Raw genomic sequence first — 18,590 nt, 5'->3', positions numbered from 1 at the left:
TAGGAGGAGATGAGCAACAATGGCGTCTATGAGAAAAACTTCTATCGGCGTACTTCGAGGATGTGCGACCGCGTTTAAGCGGAAGTTTTTATCGCCAATCAGAATGATCTTCTTTACGCTTTATCGCTGTAAAGCACTTGGAAATTCTGATGTGGTAAACAAAGCATTTCGCTTTCTCGTACATTTTGGCTGGCAGGAGGCGTTGTCCTGTTTGTTTCCTGTCGTAATCTTTGCGGCTATGGCCTTCACCAAAGTGGTCGATGTTCCGTACATACCTCGCTACGACTTCCTTTTGCTCGTCTGCCTATTGATGCAATCGGTTATGGTGCTTACGAAGTTGGAGACGATCGACGAGCTGAAGGTCATATGCGTGTTCCATCTCATCGGTCTTGCTCTTGAGCTGTATAAAGTCCACATGGGCTCGTGGTCATACCCCGACGAAGGTTGGACGAAGCTGTTCGGCGTACCGCTTTATTCGGGTTTCATGTATGCGAGCGTCGCAAGCTACCTCTGTCAGGCATGGAGGCGCATGGATCTGACGCTGAAGCACTGGCCTCCGTTTTACTTATCACTTCCGCTCTGCGCGGCGATCTACGCTAACTTCTTCACGCATCACTACTTGCCGGATTTCCGCTGGCTGCTGACGGGGGCGCTGCTGATAGTGTTCTGGCGGACGACGGTTTCCTATACGGTGGATAAACGAATCTATCGGATGCCGATGGTGTTGTCATTCGCTCTTATCGGGTTGTTCATATGGATCGCCGAAAATATATCAACGCTGCTGGGCGCATGGACATACCCCGATCAGCAGACGGCGTGGACGCTCGTCCATGTGAGCAAGATCAGCTCCTGGTTTCTGCTGATTGTCATCAGTGTCATCATCGTTGCCCAGCTTAAGCATGTCAAAGCTAGTTCTAAAACTCGTCCCACGCCCATAAGCTAGTCTCAAGCGTAAACGGCGAATTTAAAATATAGCGATTAGCGGAGGACGAGTCTATGGTGGACCAAAACAAGAGCCAGAAGCGTCAGGAAGTGAAGATGTTAAACCGCAAGCTGCTGGAGCTGACCGGCGTCATTAACGTGGAGAGCTTTGATAGCGAGGAGTTTCTGCTAGAGACCGAGCTAGGCTTCTTAACGGTCAAGGGACAGAACCTGCATATGAAGCATTTAAGCCTTGAGCAAGGCCTTGTAGCTATCGAGGGGCTCGTCCATTCGCTCGCCTATCTGGACGGCAACGCCTCTACGAAGACCAAAGGCTTGTTCGGCAAGCTGTTCAAGTGACCTTAACCGTACAATGGATGACGATGGCCGCCATGCTGCTGTCGGGGATTGGGATGGGCGTCGTCTTCGACGGATATCGCGTCGTATCGAACGAGCTGAAGTTCCCTCGCTGGTGGCTGCCGGTGCTCGACATCGTTTATTGGATGGCCGCGGCGCTGGCCGTATTTCGGGTGCTGTACGCAAGCAACAATGGCGAGGTGCGGGCGTACGTATTCATTGGACTAGCTATCGGCGTCATCGTATATTACTTTTTACTGAGCAAAATCGTGATCGCCATTGTGAAATGGCTCGTTCGCGCAGTGCGCGCGATCATTGCATTTATCCTTAAACTATTGGATTTTATCATTGTAAAACCCCTCCTTTTGCTCTACAAATTGGTTAAGGTAATTTTAGGATTTGGGTCTGCGCTCACTATTTTCCTGCTAAAAATTGTGTTACAATTGGTTCGTCCATTTTGGCGGCTGCTTGTTTGGATGACAAGCCCGGCCGTGCGCCCGCTGGCGCGCTGGCTCAGTCCCTATATAGCCAAATGGCGACTTCAGGAACGGGCGAGCAAGCTCGGATTTACGATTACCCAATTGTGGAGCAAATGGTTGAGGAGGCCCCCGCGTACATGACGACTGCTGCAGTGAACAAGCAAACAACAAATGCTGGCTCGAAGCGCCGGATTAGGATGTGGCTGTTATTCGTAGTCCTCTTTATCGGCTGGGCGACCTACACGCTCGTTGGCAAGCTGCAGGAGCAGCATGCGACGAATTCGAGGTTGGCGACTATTCAGCAGCAATTGGAAACGGCGAAGACCGATACCGAAGCAATGAAGCAGGAGATCGAGAGACTGAACGATCCAGAATATATTTCGCAGCTTGCAACCAAGGATCATGGCATGGTATACAAGGGCGAGACACAGATACAGGTTGTAAGATAKGGCGGCGAAATCGGGTGAACGTCTGTTGACCTTACTTCTTCCGTTCGGTTATAATCACGGTAGTAGCGATACTTTTCTAATAAAATTGATTCTAAAGAATCATATTTTATGGAATTGATATTAGCTTATTGCTTCACACCAATTCGACTACCATCGAATTCAGCTTTATGTTTCGCAAAACTTAGGTTTATGCTTTCGAAGCGAGTTTTGCTTCACACCAATTCGACTATCATCGAATTCAGCTTTATGTTTCGCAAAACTTTTAGGGAGGAACATTTTATTTTATGGCAATTGAAGTGGGCGCGAAGTTAGAAGGAAAAGTGACAGGCATTACGCATTTCGGGGCATTTGTCGACTTGTCGGGAGGTGTCACAGGTCTCGTTCACATTTCGGAAATCGCTGATAATTACGTCAAGGACGTGAAGGATCACCTCAAGATCGATGATGTTGTGAAGGTCAAAGTGATCAACGTGGACAAAGACGGCAAGATCGGGCTTTCCATTAAGCAAGCCATTGACCGACCAGAAGGCCAACAGCCACCGCCACAACGTGAGCGTACAGGCGGACCGGGTGCAGGCGGCGGTGGTGGTGGAGAACGTTTCAACCGCGGAGGTGGAGGACAAGACCGAGGCGGACGTCCCTTCAACAAGCAATCGTCTGGCAGACCGGCTTACGGTAAACCGTCATTCGAGGATAAAATGTCGCGCTTCCTGAAAGACAGCGAAGAACGCATCTCCTCTTTGAAGAAGAACACGGAGGGCAAACGCGGCGGACGCGGAGCCAAGCGGGTATAAGCTGAATCGTTATCCTATCATACACACAAGCAGAACCGATATGGTTCTGCTTTTTTGCTTTTTTTGGTAAGGCTGTCGTCCTAATCCGCGCGCTTTGTAGGTACTTGTTCTAGAGAAGAGGACAAGGTTGTCGGATTGCGTCCGCTTATCGGCTTGTCCAAAAACTTTTCTCCGATCCTCCATCAATACCGACAGGTTACACCCACCATTTGACAGTTATGAAAGGTGGCTGGCGACGGTTTTTGTTGAGCCGATTTTGTCAGAAGCAGACTGCAATAGCATGGCAAAGCCTTGCTGGCGCTGGTGTTGCAGTTGTCATGACAATGAGTGCGCTTGCAATTGTTTTTGTCGAAAAAAACTTTTTGCCCTGTTACGTTAACTGACAAACTTCACTTGGACAACCTCCTATAATGAGAAACACAATAAACTCGGAATGGTGGTGTCAGTTAGTGGAAAAGGAAAATGTGGTGCAGCTTCCCAAAGGAAATCGGACAAATCTGATTCAGGTCATGATGCGGAAAGGGAGAGAGTGGGCGGCAGCGCGGCATTTCATCCAGGTGCTCTTGGCGAAGAAATGGACATTCCTGCTCGTTGGCGTGGCGTTTCTGCTTGGAAGGGCGGTCATTCTGGAGTCTTTGATGCCGTTCGCGGCAGCGTATTTTGCGGTCATTTATTTTTTGCGGAGAGATATCTATTTGTGGGTGGCAATATCGCTCGTTGCCGGCAGTTGGTTCGCAGCCGATCCGGCGCCGATGTGGATAGCGATGGAGATTGCGGTCTTATTCTTAATTGTTAAAGGATTGGAATCGTATGAACGGGCGGAATTGTCGTCGGCTCCGATCGTCGTGTTCGCGGCGACGCTGCTTGTCCAATTGTTCGGCGTATTCATAGGCGATTCGCTCAGTTGGTACAACTTCATGATGGTGGTCGTCGAGGCGGCGCTCAGCTTCGTGCTTACGCTCGTGTTCATTCAGGCGATACCGGTGCTTACGATGACGAAGAAATCAGCCTCGTTAAAAAACGAGGAAATTATATGTTTGATGATTTTGCTGGCGTCGGTGATGACAKGCGCTGTCGGGTGGATGGTCTACGGCTTGTCCGCGGAGCATGTCATGTCGCGGTATATGCTGCTGCTGTTCGCGCTGGCAGGCGGCGCTCCGCTTGGCGCTTCCGTCGGCGTTGTGGCGGGTCTTATCCTGAGCTTGGCCGACTACGGCGCTATCGTTCAGATGAGCCTTCTGGCGTTTGCGGGTTTACTTGCGGGCTTGCTTCGCGAGGGCGGCAAAATGGCCACTGCTTTCGGGATGCTGCTCGGAACGTCGATCCTATCGATCTATGTGGGCAGCCAGGCCGATGTGATGTCATCGACATGGGAATCGGTCGCCGCGGCTACGATGCTGATGCTGACGCCGCGGGCGATGATCCGCACCATTTCGCGTTACGTGCCGGGTACGAACGAGCATGCGAAGTCGCAGCATGAGTATGCGAGACGGGTTCGGGAAGTAACGGCCGACCGCGTAACGCAATACTCGGATGTATTCCGCCAGCTGTCGCGCAGCTTCGGTCAACTGAACCAAAGCGTGAGAGAGGTGAAGCGCGATGATGAGATCAATCACTTTATGGGCGCCGTTGCGCAGAAGACGTGCGCGTCCTGCCATAGGAGGGACGCATGCTGGGAGGATAAGTATTTTCATACGTATAAAATGATGACCGACATGATGACGGTCGTGGAAGAAGATCGTGTTCCGCGCGCTAAGGATATGCCTAAGTCATGGACGGCTCATTGCGTCAAGGCGCCGCTCGTGCTCTCCGATATGCAGCAGCAGTACGAGCTATACAAAAATAATATGCACTGGAAGAAGCAAATATTCGACTCGCGGCAGCTTGTCGCCGATCAATTGGTTGGCGTGTCGCAGGTTATGGAAGACTTGGCGAAGGAAATCAAGCGCGAGGGACAGACGCTGCATCTGCAGGAAGAGCAGATTCGTGAAGCGGTCGAGGGCCTCGGTTTATCGATACAAGGCATTGATATTGTGAATCTGGAGGAGGGAAATGTAGATATTGAGGTCTACCACACGTTCGGGAAGGGGTTCGATGAATGCCGCAAAATTATTGCGCCGCTGCTTAGCGATATACTAGGCGAGCATATCGCCGTGAAATCGGAAGTTCCGCCGCTGAAGAGCGGCGAGCCGACGCTTGTCATGTTCGGCTCGGCCAAGCAATACGAGGTAGAGACGGGCATTGCCGGCGCGGCGAAGGGCGGAGATTGGCTGTCGGGAGACAGCTTCACGATGACCGAGCTTGGCAACGGCAAGTTCGCGGTGGCGATCAGCGACGGCATGGGCAATGGCGAGCGAGCCCGCGAGGAGAGCAGCGCGGCGCTGTCGATCCTGCAGCAGCTGCTGCAGTCTGGCATGGATGAGAAGCTGGCCGTGAAGTCGGTCAATTCGGTGCTGTTGCTGCGCTCGTCGGACGAGATGTTCGCGACGGTGGATCTTGCGATTGTCGATCTGTATTCGGCGCAGACGACATTCATGAAGATCGGATCTACGCCAAGCTTCATTAGGCGGGGCAACGAGGTTATTCTGATAACGGCCAACAACCTGCCGATCGGAATATTGCAAGATATCGACGTCGATATGATTTCCGTGCAGCTGTTGCCTGGAGATACGCTCGTGATGATGAGCGACGGCATCTATGATGCGCCCGGCCACGCGGTCAACAAGGAGATGTGGATGAAGCGGATTATTGGCGAGCTGAAGACGGATGATCCGCAGGAGATGGCCGATGCGTTGCTGGAGAGGGTCGTTCGTTATCACGAAGGAGAGATCGTCGACGATATGACGGTGCTTGTCGCCCGCATCGACAAGCATATGCCGGAGTGGGCGTCATTCCGCTGGCCCGGCGTCTCGAAGGTCGAGCGTCCAAGGACGGTGAGCTGAGCAGGTCAGGCTAATCATTTCGAAGAGCATGATGTCGCAGCGACTGTAAGGCCAGTTGCCGTGACATCATGCTTTTGGCGTTGTCATTGCAGATGAGAAGCGAAACAAGGAAGCTGAGGCAGGATAGGCTATAGGATTCATTCATCCGATTCAGGATAATGCCGATGATATACATATAGATTCGAGAGAATAACAACCTTTTTGCTAGTCTAGCGGTTTATCTCTCCCAAAAAAGGAAAAGCTGATAGGAAGGCGATTCTTAGGAGGGATTAGGATGAAGCAAATTTTATTGATAACGGATGGATGCTCGAACGTAGGCCTCAGTCCCGTAGTGGCGGCTGCGCATGCGCATTCGGAGGGCATTTCGGTTAATGTGGTCGGCGTGCTCGATCAAGGCGATGCGGGCGAGCTTGGCGCTTCGGAGATTGATGAGATCGCACGCGCCGGGGGCGGCTTAAGCCGGCTTGTGAATATGCGCCAGCTGTCGCAGACGGTGCAGATGATGACGCGCAAGACGGTCGTGCAGACGATACAGCTTGCTGTACAGAAGGAATTGAAGCAGGTGCTCGGCAACGGTTCGATCGAGTCATTGCCGCCGGAGAAGCGCGGCGAGGTCGTTCGCGTCATCGACGAGCTTGGCGAGACGTCGTCACTTCAGGTGGCGCTGCTGATAGACGCCAGTGCCAGCATGAAGCCGAAGCTGGCGGCCGTGGAAGAAGCGATTCGTGATCTGATGCTCAGCTTGCAGGCGCGGCAGGGCAAGAGTGAAATATCGGTATTTCATTTTCCAGCATCGCGGCATGGCGACGACTGCGTGATGGATCTAGGCTGGACGACGCATCTGAACGGCGTTCAAGCGATATTTCCGAAGTTGCAAATGGGCGGAACGACGCCGACGGGACCGGCGATCATGCAGGTTATTGATTTTTACCGTCAAGGCGATTATGGTAAACAGAGCAGAGACGAAACGGATGGGATGATGAGTGGCTACGTCGTTTAAATGGGAGCTTCGGCGAGGCGTGACCGTAACCGGCAAGTGGAAGCAAGGCCGCTACCGCGTGGAGAAGCTGCTTGGCGAGGGGGCTAACGGCAAAGTATATCTCGTACAGCGGGATCGTTCGTGGTATGCGCTGAAGGTCGGCGCAGATGCCGTCGATCTTCAATCGGAAATTAATGTGCTCCAGTCCATCGCGAAGCAGAAGCGAAACGGGTTGGAGCCGTTTCTGTACGATGTGGACGACTTGTATGGTCCGGATGGAAAGGAGTATCCTTTCTATATCATGCGTTATGTGAGAGGGCTGACGCTCAGCGACTACTTCAAGCAGCAAGGAACGGAATGGTTTCCGCTCGTTGGTCTTAATCTGCTTGGCAAGCTTTCTCATTTGCATGAAGCGGGCTGGGTATTCGGCGATCTGAAGGTCGAGAACGTGCTTGTCGGCGATTACGGGCATGTCGAGCTAGTCGATTTCGGCGGAGTTACAGCGAAGGGCAAAAGCGTCCGTCAATTCACCGAGATCTACGACCGAGGTTACTGGAACGGCGGCCCCAGATCGGCAGATGAACGGTATGATCTGTTCTCCTTTGCAGTGCTGTGCATTCAGTTGCATGAACCCAAGCAGCTGCATCAGTTGACGCTGGAGCTGCTGCCACAGAATCGCTCGACCGCCGAGCTGCAGCAGATCGTAGAAGGCAGTACAGCTCTTATGCCGATTGCCGGTTGGATCCGCAAGGCGCTTGCCGGCGGGTTCATGAACGCGAAGGAGGGTCACGAAGCTTGGCGCGTGCTTATGCACCGAAGAGACATTCATCGGACATCTTCTACCCCGGGCTGGCTCAAGGGGCTGGCGGCAGCATCGGCCATCTTGCTGGTCACGTCGGTATATTGGCTGCTTCGCAACATGCTGTGATACGTACTGCGTGAGGCGAGGAGATAGAAACGGAGGCAGCATTATCTATGAATTTGCAACAGGAACTAGAGAGAGCGGCAGCCGAACGGCAGTTATGGAATGATGGAGATCGCATTGTAGCTGCCGTATCGGGGGGACCGGATTCGATGGCGCTGCTGCATATGCTGTCGATGCTCATGAAGGCTGGCAAGCTAAGCATTAGCGTCGCACATGTGAATCATGGCTTTCGCGTGGAAGAGTCGAAGCGGGAGCATGATATTGTTCGCGACTATGCCGCGCAATTAGGGGTGCCGTTCGAGGCGATAACGCTCGATATGCCGGCTTATATAGAAGAAACGAGAATGAACGGACAAGCGGCATCGCGAGAGCGGAGATACGCATTCCTGTACGAAGCCGCAGAGCGCTTCGGAGCATCGCGCATTGCGCTGGCGCACCATGCCGATGATCAAGCAGAGACGGTGCTGATGCGCCTGCTGCGCGGAACGGGGCTCACCGGACTAGCCGGAATGGTCTCCAAACGCCGCGAAAAAAACGTGGAACTTATTCGGCCGATGCTGCGTATGAACAAGTCAGACATTGTTCGTTACTGCGTCTTGCATGACATACCCTACTGCATAGACAGCAGCAACGACAAACGCACTTATTTTCGTAATCAAATACGTCTGGATATTTTGCCTTACCTCACGCAGTTCAATCCACAGCTTCCTCAATCGCTGCAGCGGCTTGCCGATGTGGCAGGAGCGGAGGACGAATGGATGGAACAGCAGACGGCATCGCTTTTTTCGCAGATTGTGACTAGCTCTGAGGGAGAATGTGCGGTAAGCTGTGCCGATTTACGCGGCTTTCACGTCGCTTTACAAAGGAGATTGATTAAACTAATATTAAGGTATCTTTCAACGGACACGGAAAACATATCCTTCGAACAGGTAGAAACGATGCGGCTTGCCGCGGCGATTCACGCTCCGAGCACCTGGCGAATGGATGCGGGAGCTGGGGTTCGATGCGTTCGTGAATACGATAGTCTTCGTTTCGTCCAGGCTTCGCAGCAGTCGCAAGAGGGGGCTGCTGATGAATACAGCTTTGAAGTGAATGCGGCATTGTTGGATATGAGCTCGGTAACGGGCTGGCGCTTTCAGTTCGAACGTATTCGAGGCATCGATAGCCGCAAGCCGGCTTCGAGGTACGAGGCTTGCTTCGATCTAGCGCAGCTTGCTTACCCGCTCGCATTGCGCAACCGTCGTCCCGGTGACAGAATTCAAGTTTTAGGATTAAATGGTTCGAAAAAAGTGCAAGATATGTTCGTTGACGAGAAGCTTGCTCCATCGGAGCGACAACTTTATCCGCTGCTGTTCGACGCGGCAGGACGATTGCTATGGATTCCCGGCATACGGAGATCCTCTCACGCGCTAACGGCGCCTGACACGCAAGACGTACTGTACATTCGGGCAACTCGCGGTTAACGAATAAGATGCACTGGTACACTCATAAACATAGTTAAGGCGTAGGGGGATCTGTATTTTGCGTAACGACATTCAGGAAGTGCTTTATAATGCAGAACAAATTCAGGCGAAGGTGAAGGAGCTTGGCGAGACGCTGACTCGGGATTTCGAGGGTCGCAATCCGCTCGTTATTTGCGTTCTTAAGGGCGCATTTATTTTTATGTCGGATCTCGTTAAGGAGATTGATGTGCCTCTGGAGATTGACTTCATGGCCGTATCGAGCTATGGGCAATCGACCAAATCGTCGGGTGTCGTCAAGATTATTAAAGATCTTGATGTATCGGTCGAAGGACGCGACGTTCTGATCGTGGAGGACATTATCGATAGCGGTCTGACGCTAAGCTACTTGATTGATGTGCTTGAGCGACGCAATGCGAAGTCGGTTACGATCGTCACGCTGTTTGACAAGCCGGCACGCAGAACGGTCGAGCTCGAGGCGGATTACAAGGGCTTCACGCTTCCGGATGCATTTGTTGTCGGGTATGGCCTGGATTACGCTGAGAAATATCGGAATCTTCCGTATATCGGTGTCCTTAAACCTGAKGTTTATGAAAAATAAACAACGCGATTAACCGTACATGCCCTCTCCATCTACCTCTATTGTTATGGAAAGTCATGCTATGGTAAAATATTTTAAGCGCCTGAGAGGAGGTTGGGGATGAATCGGATCATCCGTAATACAGGTTTTTATTTAATCATCTTTTTGGTGACCGTTGGGATTTTTCAATTTATCAGCAGCCAGAATAAGACGACCGTTGGTTTGAGATACGATGAGCTCCGCACTGCTATTGAATCAGGCAATGTAGCGGAATTAAGCTTGAAGTACGAGAACCAGACTTATTTTGTAACTGGTAAATATATTAAAGCGCCAGAGAAGGCCGAAAGCGACCAATTCGTATCCCGAATTAGCGTTAGAGCCGAGGAGCAAATTTTAGAATGGCAAGAGAAGTACGGCTTTAAGATGGAGAGCAAGGAAATGGATCAGCCAAGCATTTGGCTTACATTCCTTACATCCATCATTCCATTCGTCATCATTTTCGTCCTGTTCTTCTTCCTGATGAATCAGGCACAGGGCGGCGGCGGTAAAGTAATGAATTTCGGCAAAAGCCGTGCGCGCTTATACAATGAAGAGAAGAAACGGATCACGTTCGAGGATGTCGCGGGTGCCGACGAGGAGAAGCAAGAGCTCGTTGAGGTCGTTGATTTCTTGAAGGATTCGCGTAAGTTCAACCTGGTAGGCGCTCGCATTCCGAAGGGCGTATTGCTTAACGGGCCTCCAGGTACAGGTAAGACGTTGCTGGCTCGCGCCGTTGCAGGCGAAGCAGGCGTGCCGTTCTTCAGCATTTCCGGTTCTGACTTCGTCGAGATGTTCGTCGGCGTCGGCGCATCGCGCGTGCGGGACTTGTTCGAGAATGCGAAGAAGAGCGCTCCATGTATTATTTTCATCGATGAGATTGATGCGGTAGGCCGTCAGCGCGGCGCCGGTCTTGGCGGCGGTCATGACGAGCGCGAGCAGACGCTTAACCAATTGCTCGTTGAGATGGATGGTTTCGGGGCTAATGAAGGCATCATTATTATTGCTGCAACGAACCGTCCGGACATTCTTGACCCGGCCTTGCTCCGTCCAGGACGCTTTGACCGTCAAATTACGGTTGATCGCCCAGATGTGAGAGGACGAGAAGCGGTGCTGAAGGTTCATGCCCGCAACAAGCCGCTGTCCAAGGATGTTCGTCTTGATGTTATCGCTAAGCGTACAACAGGGTTCACAGGCGCGGACCTGGAGAATCTGCTTAACGAAGCGGCGCTGCTTGCAGCTCGCCGCAATAAGAAAGATATTGCGATGAATGAGGTTGACGAAGCCATTGACCGCGTCATCGTTGGTACGGAGAAGAAAAGCCGTGTCATCAGTGATCGCGAGAAACGGATCGTTGCCTATCACGAAGCAGGACATACGATTATTGGCTTCTTCTTGGAGCATGCCGATACCGTTCACAAAGTAACGATTATTCCTCGCGGACGCGCTGGCGGATACGTCATCATGCTTCCGAAGGAAGATCGTATGCTTGTAACAAAGCAAGAATTGCTTGATAAAGTAACGGGTTTGCTTGGCGGACGCGTAGCCGAGGAATTGTTCATCGGCGAGATCGGTACAGGCGCTTACAGCGACTTTAAGCAAGCGACGAGCATTGTTCGCAGCATGATTATGGAATACGGTATGAGCGACAAGCTTGGTCCAATGCAATTCGGCAATACGCAAGGCCAAGTATTCCTAGGTCGCGATATTGGTCACGAACAGAACTACTCGGATGCGATTGCGTACGAGATCGACCAAGAGATGCAGACAATCATGAACGAGTGCTACACTCGTGCGAAGAAGCTATTGTCCGAGAAGAGCAAGGAAGTACATTTGATCGCCCAAACGCTTCTTAACGAAGAGACGCTTGAGATGGATCAAATCAAGTCCTTGATCGAGACGGGCGCTCTTAAGGGCGAAGGCTCCGCTTCTTCTGATTCGGTTGCAGTAGAACCAACTTCTGCTCCGATCATTGAGACGGTTGGCGATGTGAAGGTTCGCATTCAGACTCGCGAGGATGAGGCGGCTAACACGAACGCACCGGTTCTTGAGAAGAGAGATACGCCGGAAGAAGATCCGGATAAGAACAATTCATAATGGCAGCTGTCTAGTGCAGATGCTGATTCATACGGCAGATCGGAGTTTAATTACTCCGATCTGCCGTTTTATTTTTTTAAAAGGTGCAATGATATAAAATAAACATTATTTCCATTAAACAAGTAAGAATAATAGGGATAAATGGGTGTTAAAATAAGCAATTAAACTATAGCGTAAGATGATCTGTCCGATATTTTTCTTTATTAATGTTCGGGAATAGCCTATAATTGGGTAAGTGATTTCAGCATAAAGATTAGCGAACCTCACCTTAGAATCACAACATACGGTCGATATGTAACATTATCGTTACATGTAAGCGTCTACTTGATTTTTATGTTAAGAAACCTAACATTAAATCGTTGACGTTTATTTTTTTGTAACTATAATGAAATAATAGCGGCCAAAATCAGCAAGAATAAAGAAGTATGCGGGGTTGCGAGGTATTGCCAAATCAGGTGCGAKGGAGAGAACAAGTATGAAGAAAACGTTTAGTTTGATGCTTATGCTTATTATTGCCGCAACGCTTGTGTTATCGGCTTGCGGAGCGAAAGGCAATAACAACGAAGGTGCTGGAGGCAACAACGGCGGAACCAAAGAAGAAGAAGTGAAATCGGACGGCAGCGGGAAAGACTTCAAAATCGGTATGGTTACCGACGTTGGCGGCGTTCATGACAAATCATTTAACCAAAGTGCGTGGGAAGCATTAGAGGATCTAACGGCTAAAACAGGCGCATCGACTAAATACTTAGAGAGCAAAGGCGACGCGGATATGGAGCCGAACTTGAACAAGTTCGTGAAGGACGGCTACAACCTCACTTGGGGTATCGGCTTCCTGTTTAATGATGCGTTGTCTAAGGTAGCGAAAGAAAACCCGGATGCAAATCTGGCTGTTATCGACAGCGTTGTAGAAGCTCCTAACGTAGCATCCATTACGTTCGCTGAGAACGAGGGATCGTTCCTCGTTGGTGTAGTGGCTGGTCTGATGACCAAAACAGGCAAAATCGGTTTCGTTGGCGGCATGGAGATTCCGGTTATTAAGAAGTTCGAAGCCGGCTTCAAAGCAGGCGTAGCGGCTGTTAAACCGGAAATCGTCGTAGACGTGAACTACACGGGTGAATTCGGCAAGCCGGATCTTGGCAAGATCGCTGCAGCAACGATGTACGACAAAGGCATCGATATTATTTTCCATGCAGCAGGCGCGACGGGTAATGGCGTGTTCAATGAAGCGACAGCTCGCAAAAAAGCAGGCGACGATGTATGGGTAATCGGCGTCGACAAAGACCAATCGCTTGAATTCGGCGATGAAGTAACGCTTACTTCGATGATGAAGGGCGTTGAAGCGGCTGTATACAAAATTTCGAAAGATTTGATCGACGGTAAATTTGCTGGCGGCACAATTCAAGAGCTTGGCCTTAAGGATGATGGCGTAGGCTTGCCTGAGACGAACAAAAACGTTCCTGAAGTTGTTCTCAAACAAGTCGAAGAGTTCAAACAAAAAATCATCAACGGCGAAATTAAAGTACCTGTAGATCCGGCTGCCAAATAAAGATTCAGGCCGCAGGAAGATAATATGGCAAGAGAGACGAAGGAATATAAGACCGGCTTCTAGGCCGGTCTTGTCTTTTTGTTAAATAGAACTCAATACGGGAAATGAACCGGGGAGATGATGAAGGAATGGACCGGAACTTGGCGGCTGTACAGTTAAAAGGAATAACGAAACGATTTCCTGGGCTAGTGGCCAACGATTCGATCGATTTTGAGCTCAAAAAAGGCGAGATACATGCGCTGCTAGGCGAGAATGGCGCAGGTAAATCAACACTCATGAACATCTTGTTTGGGCTGTATCAGCCGGATGAAGGCGAGATTTACGTGAACGGCGAGAAAACGGTTATCGATGGAGCAGCCAAAGCGATTGAGCTTGGCATTGGTATGGTGCATCAGCATTTTAAGCTTGTTCAGCCGTTTACGGTAGCGGAGAACATCGTGCTTGGCAATGAACCGAAGAAAGGCTTGACCATTAATTATAAGCTGGCGAATGAGAAGGTTCGGGACATATCCGAACGTTATGGTTTGAAAGTAGATCCGCAAGTTCGGATTAAAGATATTACCGTTGGCATGCAGCAGCGGGTCGAAATATTGAAGACGCTATATCGGGGAGCGGAAATCGTTATTTTCGATGAGCCAACGGCTGTGCTAACGGTACAAGAAATCGAAGAACTGATTGAGATCATACGCAGTTTGGCTGCTGAGGGCAAGTCGATTATCATTATTACGCATAAGCTGAAGGAAGTTATGGCGCTTGCCGATACGGTAACGGTTATCCGACGGGGCAAAGTGGTGAAGACGGTGAGCACGTTGGAAACGGACGAGCGCAAGCTTGCGGAGCTGATGGTTGGCAGAGATGTGTCGTTCCAAGTGGAGAAGACAAAAAATTTGCCGGGCAAAACCGTGCTCTCTGTTGATTCGCTGCAAATGAAAGGCGAACAGGGCAAGCAAGTGTTGAATGGTGTCAGCTTCAACGTGCGCGCAGGCGAGATAGTAGGCATTGCCGGGGTTGACGGAAATGGACAAAGTGAGCTCATTTACGCCATTACAGGCATGAGGCAAGTAATCGGCGGCAGCGTGAAGCTGAATGATCAGGATTTAACGAATAAGTCGCCTCGGACGGTATCGCTTGCAGGAGTAGGACATATTCCGGAGGATCGTCATAAGCACGGACTCGTGCTTGATTTCACGCTTAGTGAAAATATGATATTAGGAAGTTATTTCGAACCGGAGTTTGGCCGCGGCATATTCATCGACTATGGAGCCATGGATAAGCTTGCAACGAAGCTGGTCGATGAATTCGACGTTCGTACATCGGGCATACATACGCATGCTCGTGCTTTATCAGGCGGCAATCAGCAGAAAGCAATAATTGCTCGGGAGCTGCACAGTGATCCTGATCTGCTTATCGCGGTACAGCCGACAAGGGGTCTTGATATCGGTGCAATCGAATACGTCCATAAACGTCTTGTAGATGCTCGCAATGAAGGCAAAGCCATTTTGCTCGTTTCCTTCGAGCTTGATGAGCTGTACGCGCTATCCGACCGGATAGCCGTGATGTATGAAGGCTCGATTATGGGCGAGGTAGACGCAGAGCACCGCGACGATCAGCAGCTCGGCCTGATGATGGCCGGCAATCAGTCTGAACAAAGCCGGCTTGAGAAGAGGGGGTAGGACAAGTGGATACTTTCAAAAAGATTTTCGTCAAGTCATCGATCGGCATCCCGCTTGTCGCTATCGTACTTGGCTTATTATGCGGAGCGCTAGTTATGCTTGCGGGAGGCTATAATCCGATATTGGCATACACCTCTCTCGTTAAGATGGTATTCGGCAGTCCGTATGATATAGGTGAAGCGATCCGTGCGATAACACCGCTTATCTTCACGGGACTTGCTGTTGCTTTTGCCTTCCGTACGGGATTATTTAATATCGGTGTAGAGGGCCAATTCATGATGGGGATGACCGGCGCGACGCTTGTCGGTGTTGGTTTGGAGTTGCCGTGGTATCTTCATGCGCCGCTTGCTGTTGTTACAGGTGCGTTGTTCGGTGGGATCTGGGCAGGCATCGTCGGTTACTTGAAAGCAAAGCGCGGCGTAAACGAGGTTATATCTTCGATTATGCTGAACTGGATCGCCTTGTTCCTATCGAACTTTATCGTGGCGAAGTTCCTTGTGCAGCAAGGCCAGCAGAAAACGCCGAATGTGCATGATTCTGCAAGATTGTCGATTGATTGGCTCGTTGAGCTGATGGGCAATGCCCGTATGCACTGGGGGACGTTAGTTGCGATTATTTGTGTCGTTGTGTTCTATGTCCTGTTATGGCGGACGAAGCAGGGCTACGAGCTTCGTGCGGTCGGCCACAATCCAGATGCTGCGCTGTATGCCGGCATGAACGTGAAGACCACACTTATCAAGTCGATGTTCATAAGCGGTATCTTCGCGGGACTTGGCGGCGTGTTCGAAATATTGGGCGTCTTCGGTTATCAGACGGTTATGGCCGCAACATGGGGTTATGGCTTCGACGGCATCGCGGTTGCTCTGCTTGGCGGCAATACGCCGGTTGGCGTGCTGCTCGGCGCGATCTTGTTCGGCGGCTTGTCATATGGCTCCGCTGGCATGAATTTTGGCGCTGAAGTGCCTCAGGAAATTGTGCGGATCGTGATCGGGTCGGTTATTTTCTTCGTCGCTTCCCACGGCATTGTGAAGTTTTTCTTGAAGCCGTTTTTAAGCAAACGGGCAGAAAAACGGAAGGAGGCGGTGTAGGATGAACGTTATTGAAGTACTTGGGCAACTGCTCAACATTACGCTCGTGTTCTCGACTGCACTCATCTTCACCGCCCTCGGAGGTCTTTTCTCCGAACGGTCAGGCGTCGTTAATATCGGCCTTGAGGGTCTTATGGTGTCCGGCGCCTTCGCAGCGGCAGTCGTTACCGATTATGCGATCCAAGCAGGCTTGGAAGAATCGGCTCCTTGGATCGGATTAGCCGCGGCAGCGATATATGGCGTGCTCTTCTCGCTCCTGCACGCAGTTGCAACGATTACGTTTCGCTCGGATCAGACGGTTGTCGGCGTCGTTATTAATATTTTGGCGCTCGGACTTGCCATCTATTTGACCAGAAGTCTGTACAATGATTCGGGCCAAACGACGATGCTCGACTTCGTCTTCGAGAAATGGGCAATACCAGGGTTATCGTCCATTCCGATTATCGGCAACGGATTGTTCAATTCATATCCTACTACTTATATAGCTCTTATTCTTGCGGGCATCAGTTACTTTGTACTGTTCCGCACGCCGTTCGGGCTGCGCCTGCGTGCAGTTGGCGAGCATCCGAGCTCGGCCGATACGGTAGGCATCAGCGTGACGAAGTATCGTTACATCGGCGTTATGCTGAGCGGCGCGTTAGCCGGTCTCGGCGGCGCGACAATTACGCTGACGACGACAAGCAGCTTCGCTCACAACACGATTTCCGGACAAGGCTTTATCGCTTTGGCGGCGCTCATCTTCGGCAAGTGGAATCCGCTTGGCGTAGTGGGAGCGGCGATGTTCTTCGGTTTTGCGCAAGCGCTGCGCAACTTTGCCCAGCTATTCGAATTTTCGAAGCAAATTCCGGCTGAATTTTTCTACATGCTGCCGTACGTGCTGACGCTGATCGTTCTCGCTGGCGGCATCGGCCGCTCGAATGCCCCTGCGGCGCTCGGCGAGCCGTACGATCCGGCTAGACGGTAATGAATTCGGTCCTCGATTTGTTGAAGACTGTCTCTAGATGAACCTAGAGACAGTTTTTTATTTTGGCGGTCTATAAGAGCAAATTGTACCTTGAACAAAAGTGAAAACCTCACTCGACAAAGCAATTTCAAAAATGGTTCTAGAAAAAGGCGTTTACGCATTGACAGAGCCATTTACCAAGTGTAAATTAAATCTTAATCAAATGAATTTATCCCTTTTGGTTTAAACTATAGGCAAGCGACTTTCTGAGTATGTGCATCAATTCACAAAGTAGCACTTGCCGCATATCGGAATGGGAGTTGACTCCCATCCCTCATAAGAGGAGAGGATCCACTGTGGAAGCATTAGCGCTGGAACGCAAGGCGGAACAAAACCGGGAACTGCGGGAGAGGCTGTTGCAATTAAAGAAAGAACGTAACGCCATTATTTTGGCTCATTACTATCAGCGTGATGAAATACAGGAAGTAGCCGATTTCCGCGGCGATTCGTTCCTGCTGGCACAGAAAGCGGCGCAAACCGATGCAGAAGTCATCGTATTTTGCGGCGTTCACTTCATGGGAGAAAGCGCGAAGATTCTTGCTCCTAACAAGACGGTCATCATTCCGGACGAACGCGCCGGCTGCCCAATGGCAGATATGGTTAACGTCGACGGCTTGCGCAAGCTGAAGGCTCAGCATCCGAACGCGAAGGTTGTGACATACATCAACTCGTCGGCCGAGATTAAGGCAGAGACGGATATTTGCTGTACATCGGCGAATGCGGTGAAGGTTGTTAACTCGGTAGAGGGCGATGAAGTGATCTGGGTGCCGGACAAAAACCTTGGCCATTACGTGCAACAGAATACCGACAAGAAAATGATCATTTGGGAAGGTTACTGCAACACCCATGACATGCTCACCGTCAAGGATGTTGAAGAGATGAAAGCAAAGTATCCGAATGCGCAGTTCGTCGTTCATCCGGAATGCCGTCCAGAAGTGGTAGAGCTTGGCGATTTCGTTGGAAGTACAACCGCTATCATTAAATATTGCAAAGAATCAGATTGCCAAGAGTTTATCGTTGGCACAGAGGACGGCACGGGATACCAGCTTCGACTCGACAGCCCGGGCAAGACGTTCCACTTTGCTTCGAAATATTTGGTTTGTCCGAACATGAAGGTTAATAATTTGAAGAAGCTCGTCAAAGCGCTTGAGACGATGCAACCGCAAATCTACGTACCGCCGCATATTGCGGATCAAGCCCGTTTGTCCTTGGAGCGCATGCTACTTGTAAAGTAGGATGCGCTACTCCTATGCTCAAATTC

General features: G+C 50.7%; 16 protein-coding genes. All 16 read left to right on the top strand.

Features of this window, described 5'->3' with window-relative positions:
• Positions 1-103: 103 nt before the first annotated feature.
• The 16 genes from AC1DF0_RS30515 (at position 104) to nadA (ending at position 18,564) form a co-directional block, all read left to right on the top strand.
• Positions 104-943, top strand: coding sequence for a DUF817 domain-containing protein (locus AC1DF0_RS30515; RefSeq protein ID WP_477577276.1), 840 nt, complete (start codon positions 104-106; stop codon positions 941-943).
• 53 nt (positions 944-996) lie between these two features.
• On the top strand, positions 997-1,281 hold the full coding sequence (gene yabP, locus AC1DF0_RS30510) for a sporulation protein YabP (protein WP_442050036.1): 285 nt from the start codon (positions 997-999) through the stop codon (positions 1,279-1,281).
• Positions 1,278-1,898 (top strand): spore cortex biosynthesis protein YabQ, encoded by a 621-nt coding sequence (gene yabQ, locus AC1DF0_RS30505; RefSeq protein ID WP_442050035.1) that lies wholly within the window; start codon positions 1,278-1,280, stop codon positions 1,896-1,898. Before yabP ends, yabQ begins: the two co-directional genes overlap by 4 nt.
• Positions 1,895-2,224 carry an FtsB family cell division protein gene (locus AC1DF0_RS30500; protein WP_477577263.1) on the top strand — a complete coding sequence of 110 codons (330 nt, stop codon included), beginning with the start codon at positions 1,895-1,897 and terminating at the stop codon, positions 2,222-2,224. The genes yabQ and AC1DF0_RS30500 overlap by 4 nt, the downstream gene beginning before the upstream one ends.
• Positions 2,225-2,490: 266 nt before the next feature.
• Positions 2,491-3,000, top strand: a complete 510-nt coding sequence (locus AC1DF0_RS30495) for a S1 domain-containing RNA-binding protein (protein WP_337103162.1) — start codon at positions 2,491-2,493, stop codon at positions 2,998-3,000.
• A gap of 410 nt (positions 3,001-3,410) precedes the next feature.
• Positions 3,411-5,942, top strand: a complete 2,532-nt coding sequence (spoIIE, locus tag AC1DF0_RS30490) for a stage II sporulation protein E (RefSeq protein WP_477577261.1) — start codon at positions 3,411-3,413, stop codon at positions 5,940-5,942.
• A 274-nt stretch (positions 5,943-6,216) separates the two neighbouring features.
• Positions 6,217-6,942 (top strand): vWA domain-containing protein, encoded by a 726-nt coding sequence (locus AC1DF0_RS30485; RefSeq protein ID WP_442050032.1) that lies wholly within the window; start codon positions 6,217-6,219, stop codon positions 6,940-6,942.
• Positions 6,926-7,849 (top strand): serine/threonine protein kinase, encoded by a 924-nt coding sequence (locus AC1DF0_RS30480; RefSeq protein ID WP_442050031.1) that lies wholly within the window; start codon positions 6,926-6,928, stop codon positions 7,847-7,849. The genes AC1DF0_RS30485 and AC1DF0_RS30480 overlap by 17 nt, the downstream gene beginning before the upstream one ends.
• A 47-nt stretch (positions 7,850-7,896) precedes the next feature.
• Positions 7,897-9,309: a tRNA lysidine(34) synthetase TilS gene (gene tilS, locus AC1DF0_RS30475; protein ID WP_477577258.1), complete on the top strand. Its 1,413-nt coding sequence runs from the start codon at positions 7,897-7,899 to the stop codon at positions 9,307-9,309.
• Positions 9,310-9,367: 58 nt separating this feature from the next.
• On the top strand, positions 9,368-9,907 hold the full coding sequence (hpt, locus tag AC1DF0_RS30470) for a hypoxanthine phosphoribosyltransferase (protein ID WP_477577256.1): 540 nt from the start codon (positions 9,368-9,370) through the stop codon (positions 9,905-9,907).
• A 99-nt stretch (positions 9,908-10,006) separates the two neighbouring features.
• Positions 10,007-12,019, top strand: a complete 2,013-nt coding sequence (gene ftsH, locus AC1DF0_RS30465) for an ATP-dependent zinc metalloprotease FtsH (RefSeq protein ID WP_442050028.1) — start codon at positions 10,007-10,009, stop codon at positions 12,017-12,019.
• A 475-nt stretch (positions 12,020-12,494) separates the two neighbouring features.
• Positions 12,495-13,565: a BMP family lipoprotein gene (locus AC1DF0_RS30460; protein ID WP_442050027.1), complete on the top strand. Its 1,071-nt coding sequence runs from the start codon at positions 12,495-12,497 to the stop codon at positions 13,563-13,565.
• Positions 13,566-13,693: 128 nt separating this feature from the next.
• The gene (locus tag AC1DF0_RS30455) at positions 13,694-15,238 is read left to right on the top strand and encodes an ABC transporter ATP-binding protein (RefSeq protein WP_442050026.1); all 1,545 of its coding nucleotides are present in this window, start codon (positions 13,694-13,696) and stop codon (positions 15,236-15,238) included.
• Positions 15,239-15,243: 5 nt separating this feature from the next.
• Positions 15,244-16,326: an ABC transporter permease gene (locus tag AC1DF0_RS30450; RefSeq protein ID WP_477577252.1), complete on the top strand. Its 1,083-nt coding sequence runs from the start codon at positions 15,244-15,246 to the stop codon at positions 16,324-16,326.
• A gap of 1 nt (position 16,327) precedes the next feature.
• Positions 16,328-17,290: an ABC transporter permease gene (locus tag AC1DF0_RS30445; protein WP_442050024.1), complete on the top strand. Its 963-nt coding sequence runs from the start codon at positions 16,328-16,330 to the stop codon at positions 17,288-17,290.
• 335 nt (positions 17,291-17,625) lie between these two features.
• Entirely contained in the window at positions 17,626-18,564 is a 939-nt protein-coding gene (nadA, locus tag AC1DF0_RS30440) for a quinolinate synthase NadA (RefSeq protein WP_307207948.1), read from the top strand.
• The last annotated feature ends 26 nt before the right edge of the window (positions 18,565-18,590 follow it).

It is taken from the genome of Paenibacillus sp. 05T425 (genome assembly GCF_056396205.1).
The sequence above is the reverse complement of the archived record's forward strand: the minus strand, read 5'-3'. Positions and strand labels throughout refer to the sequence as shown.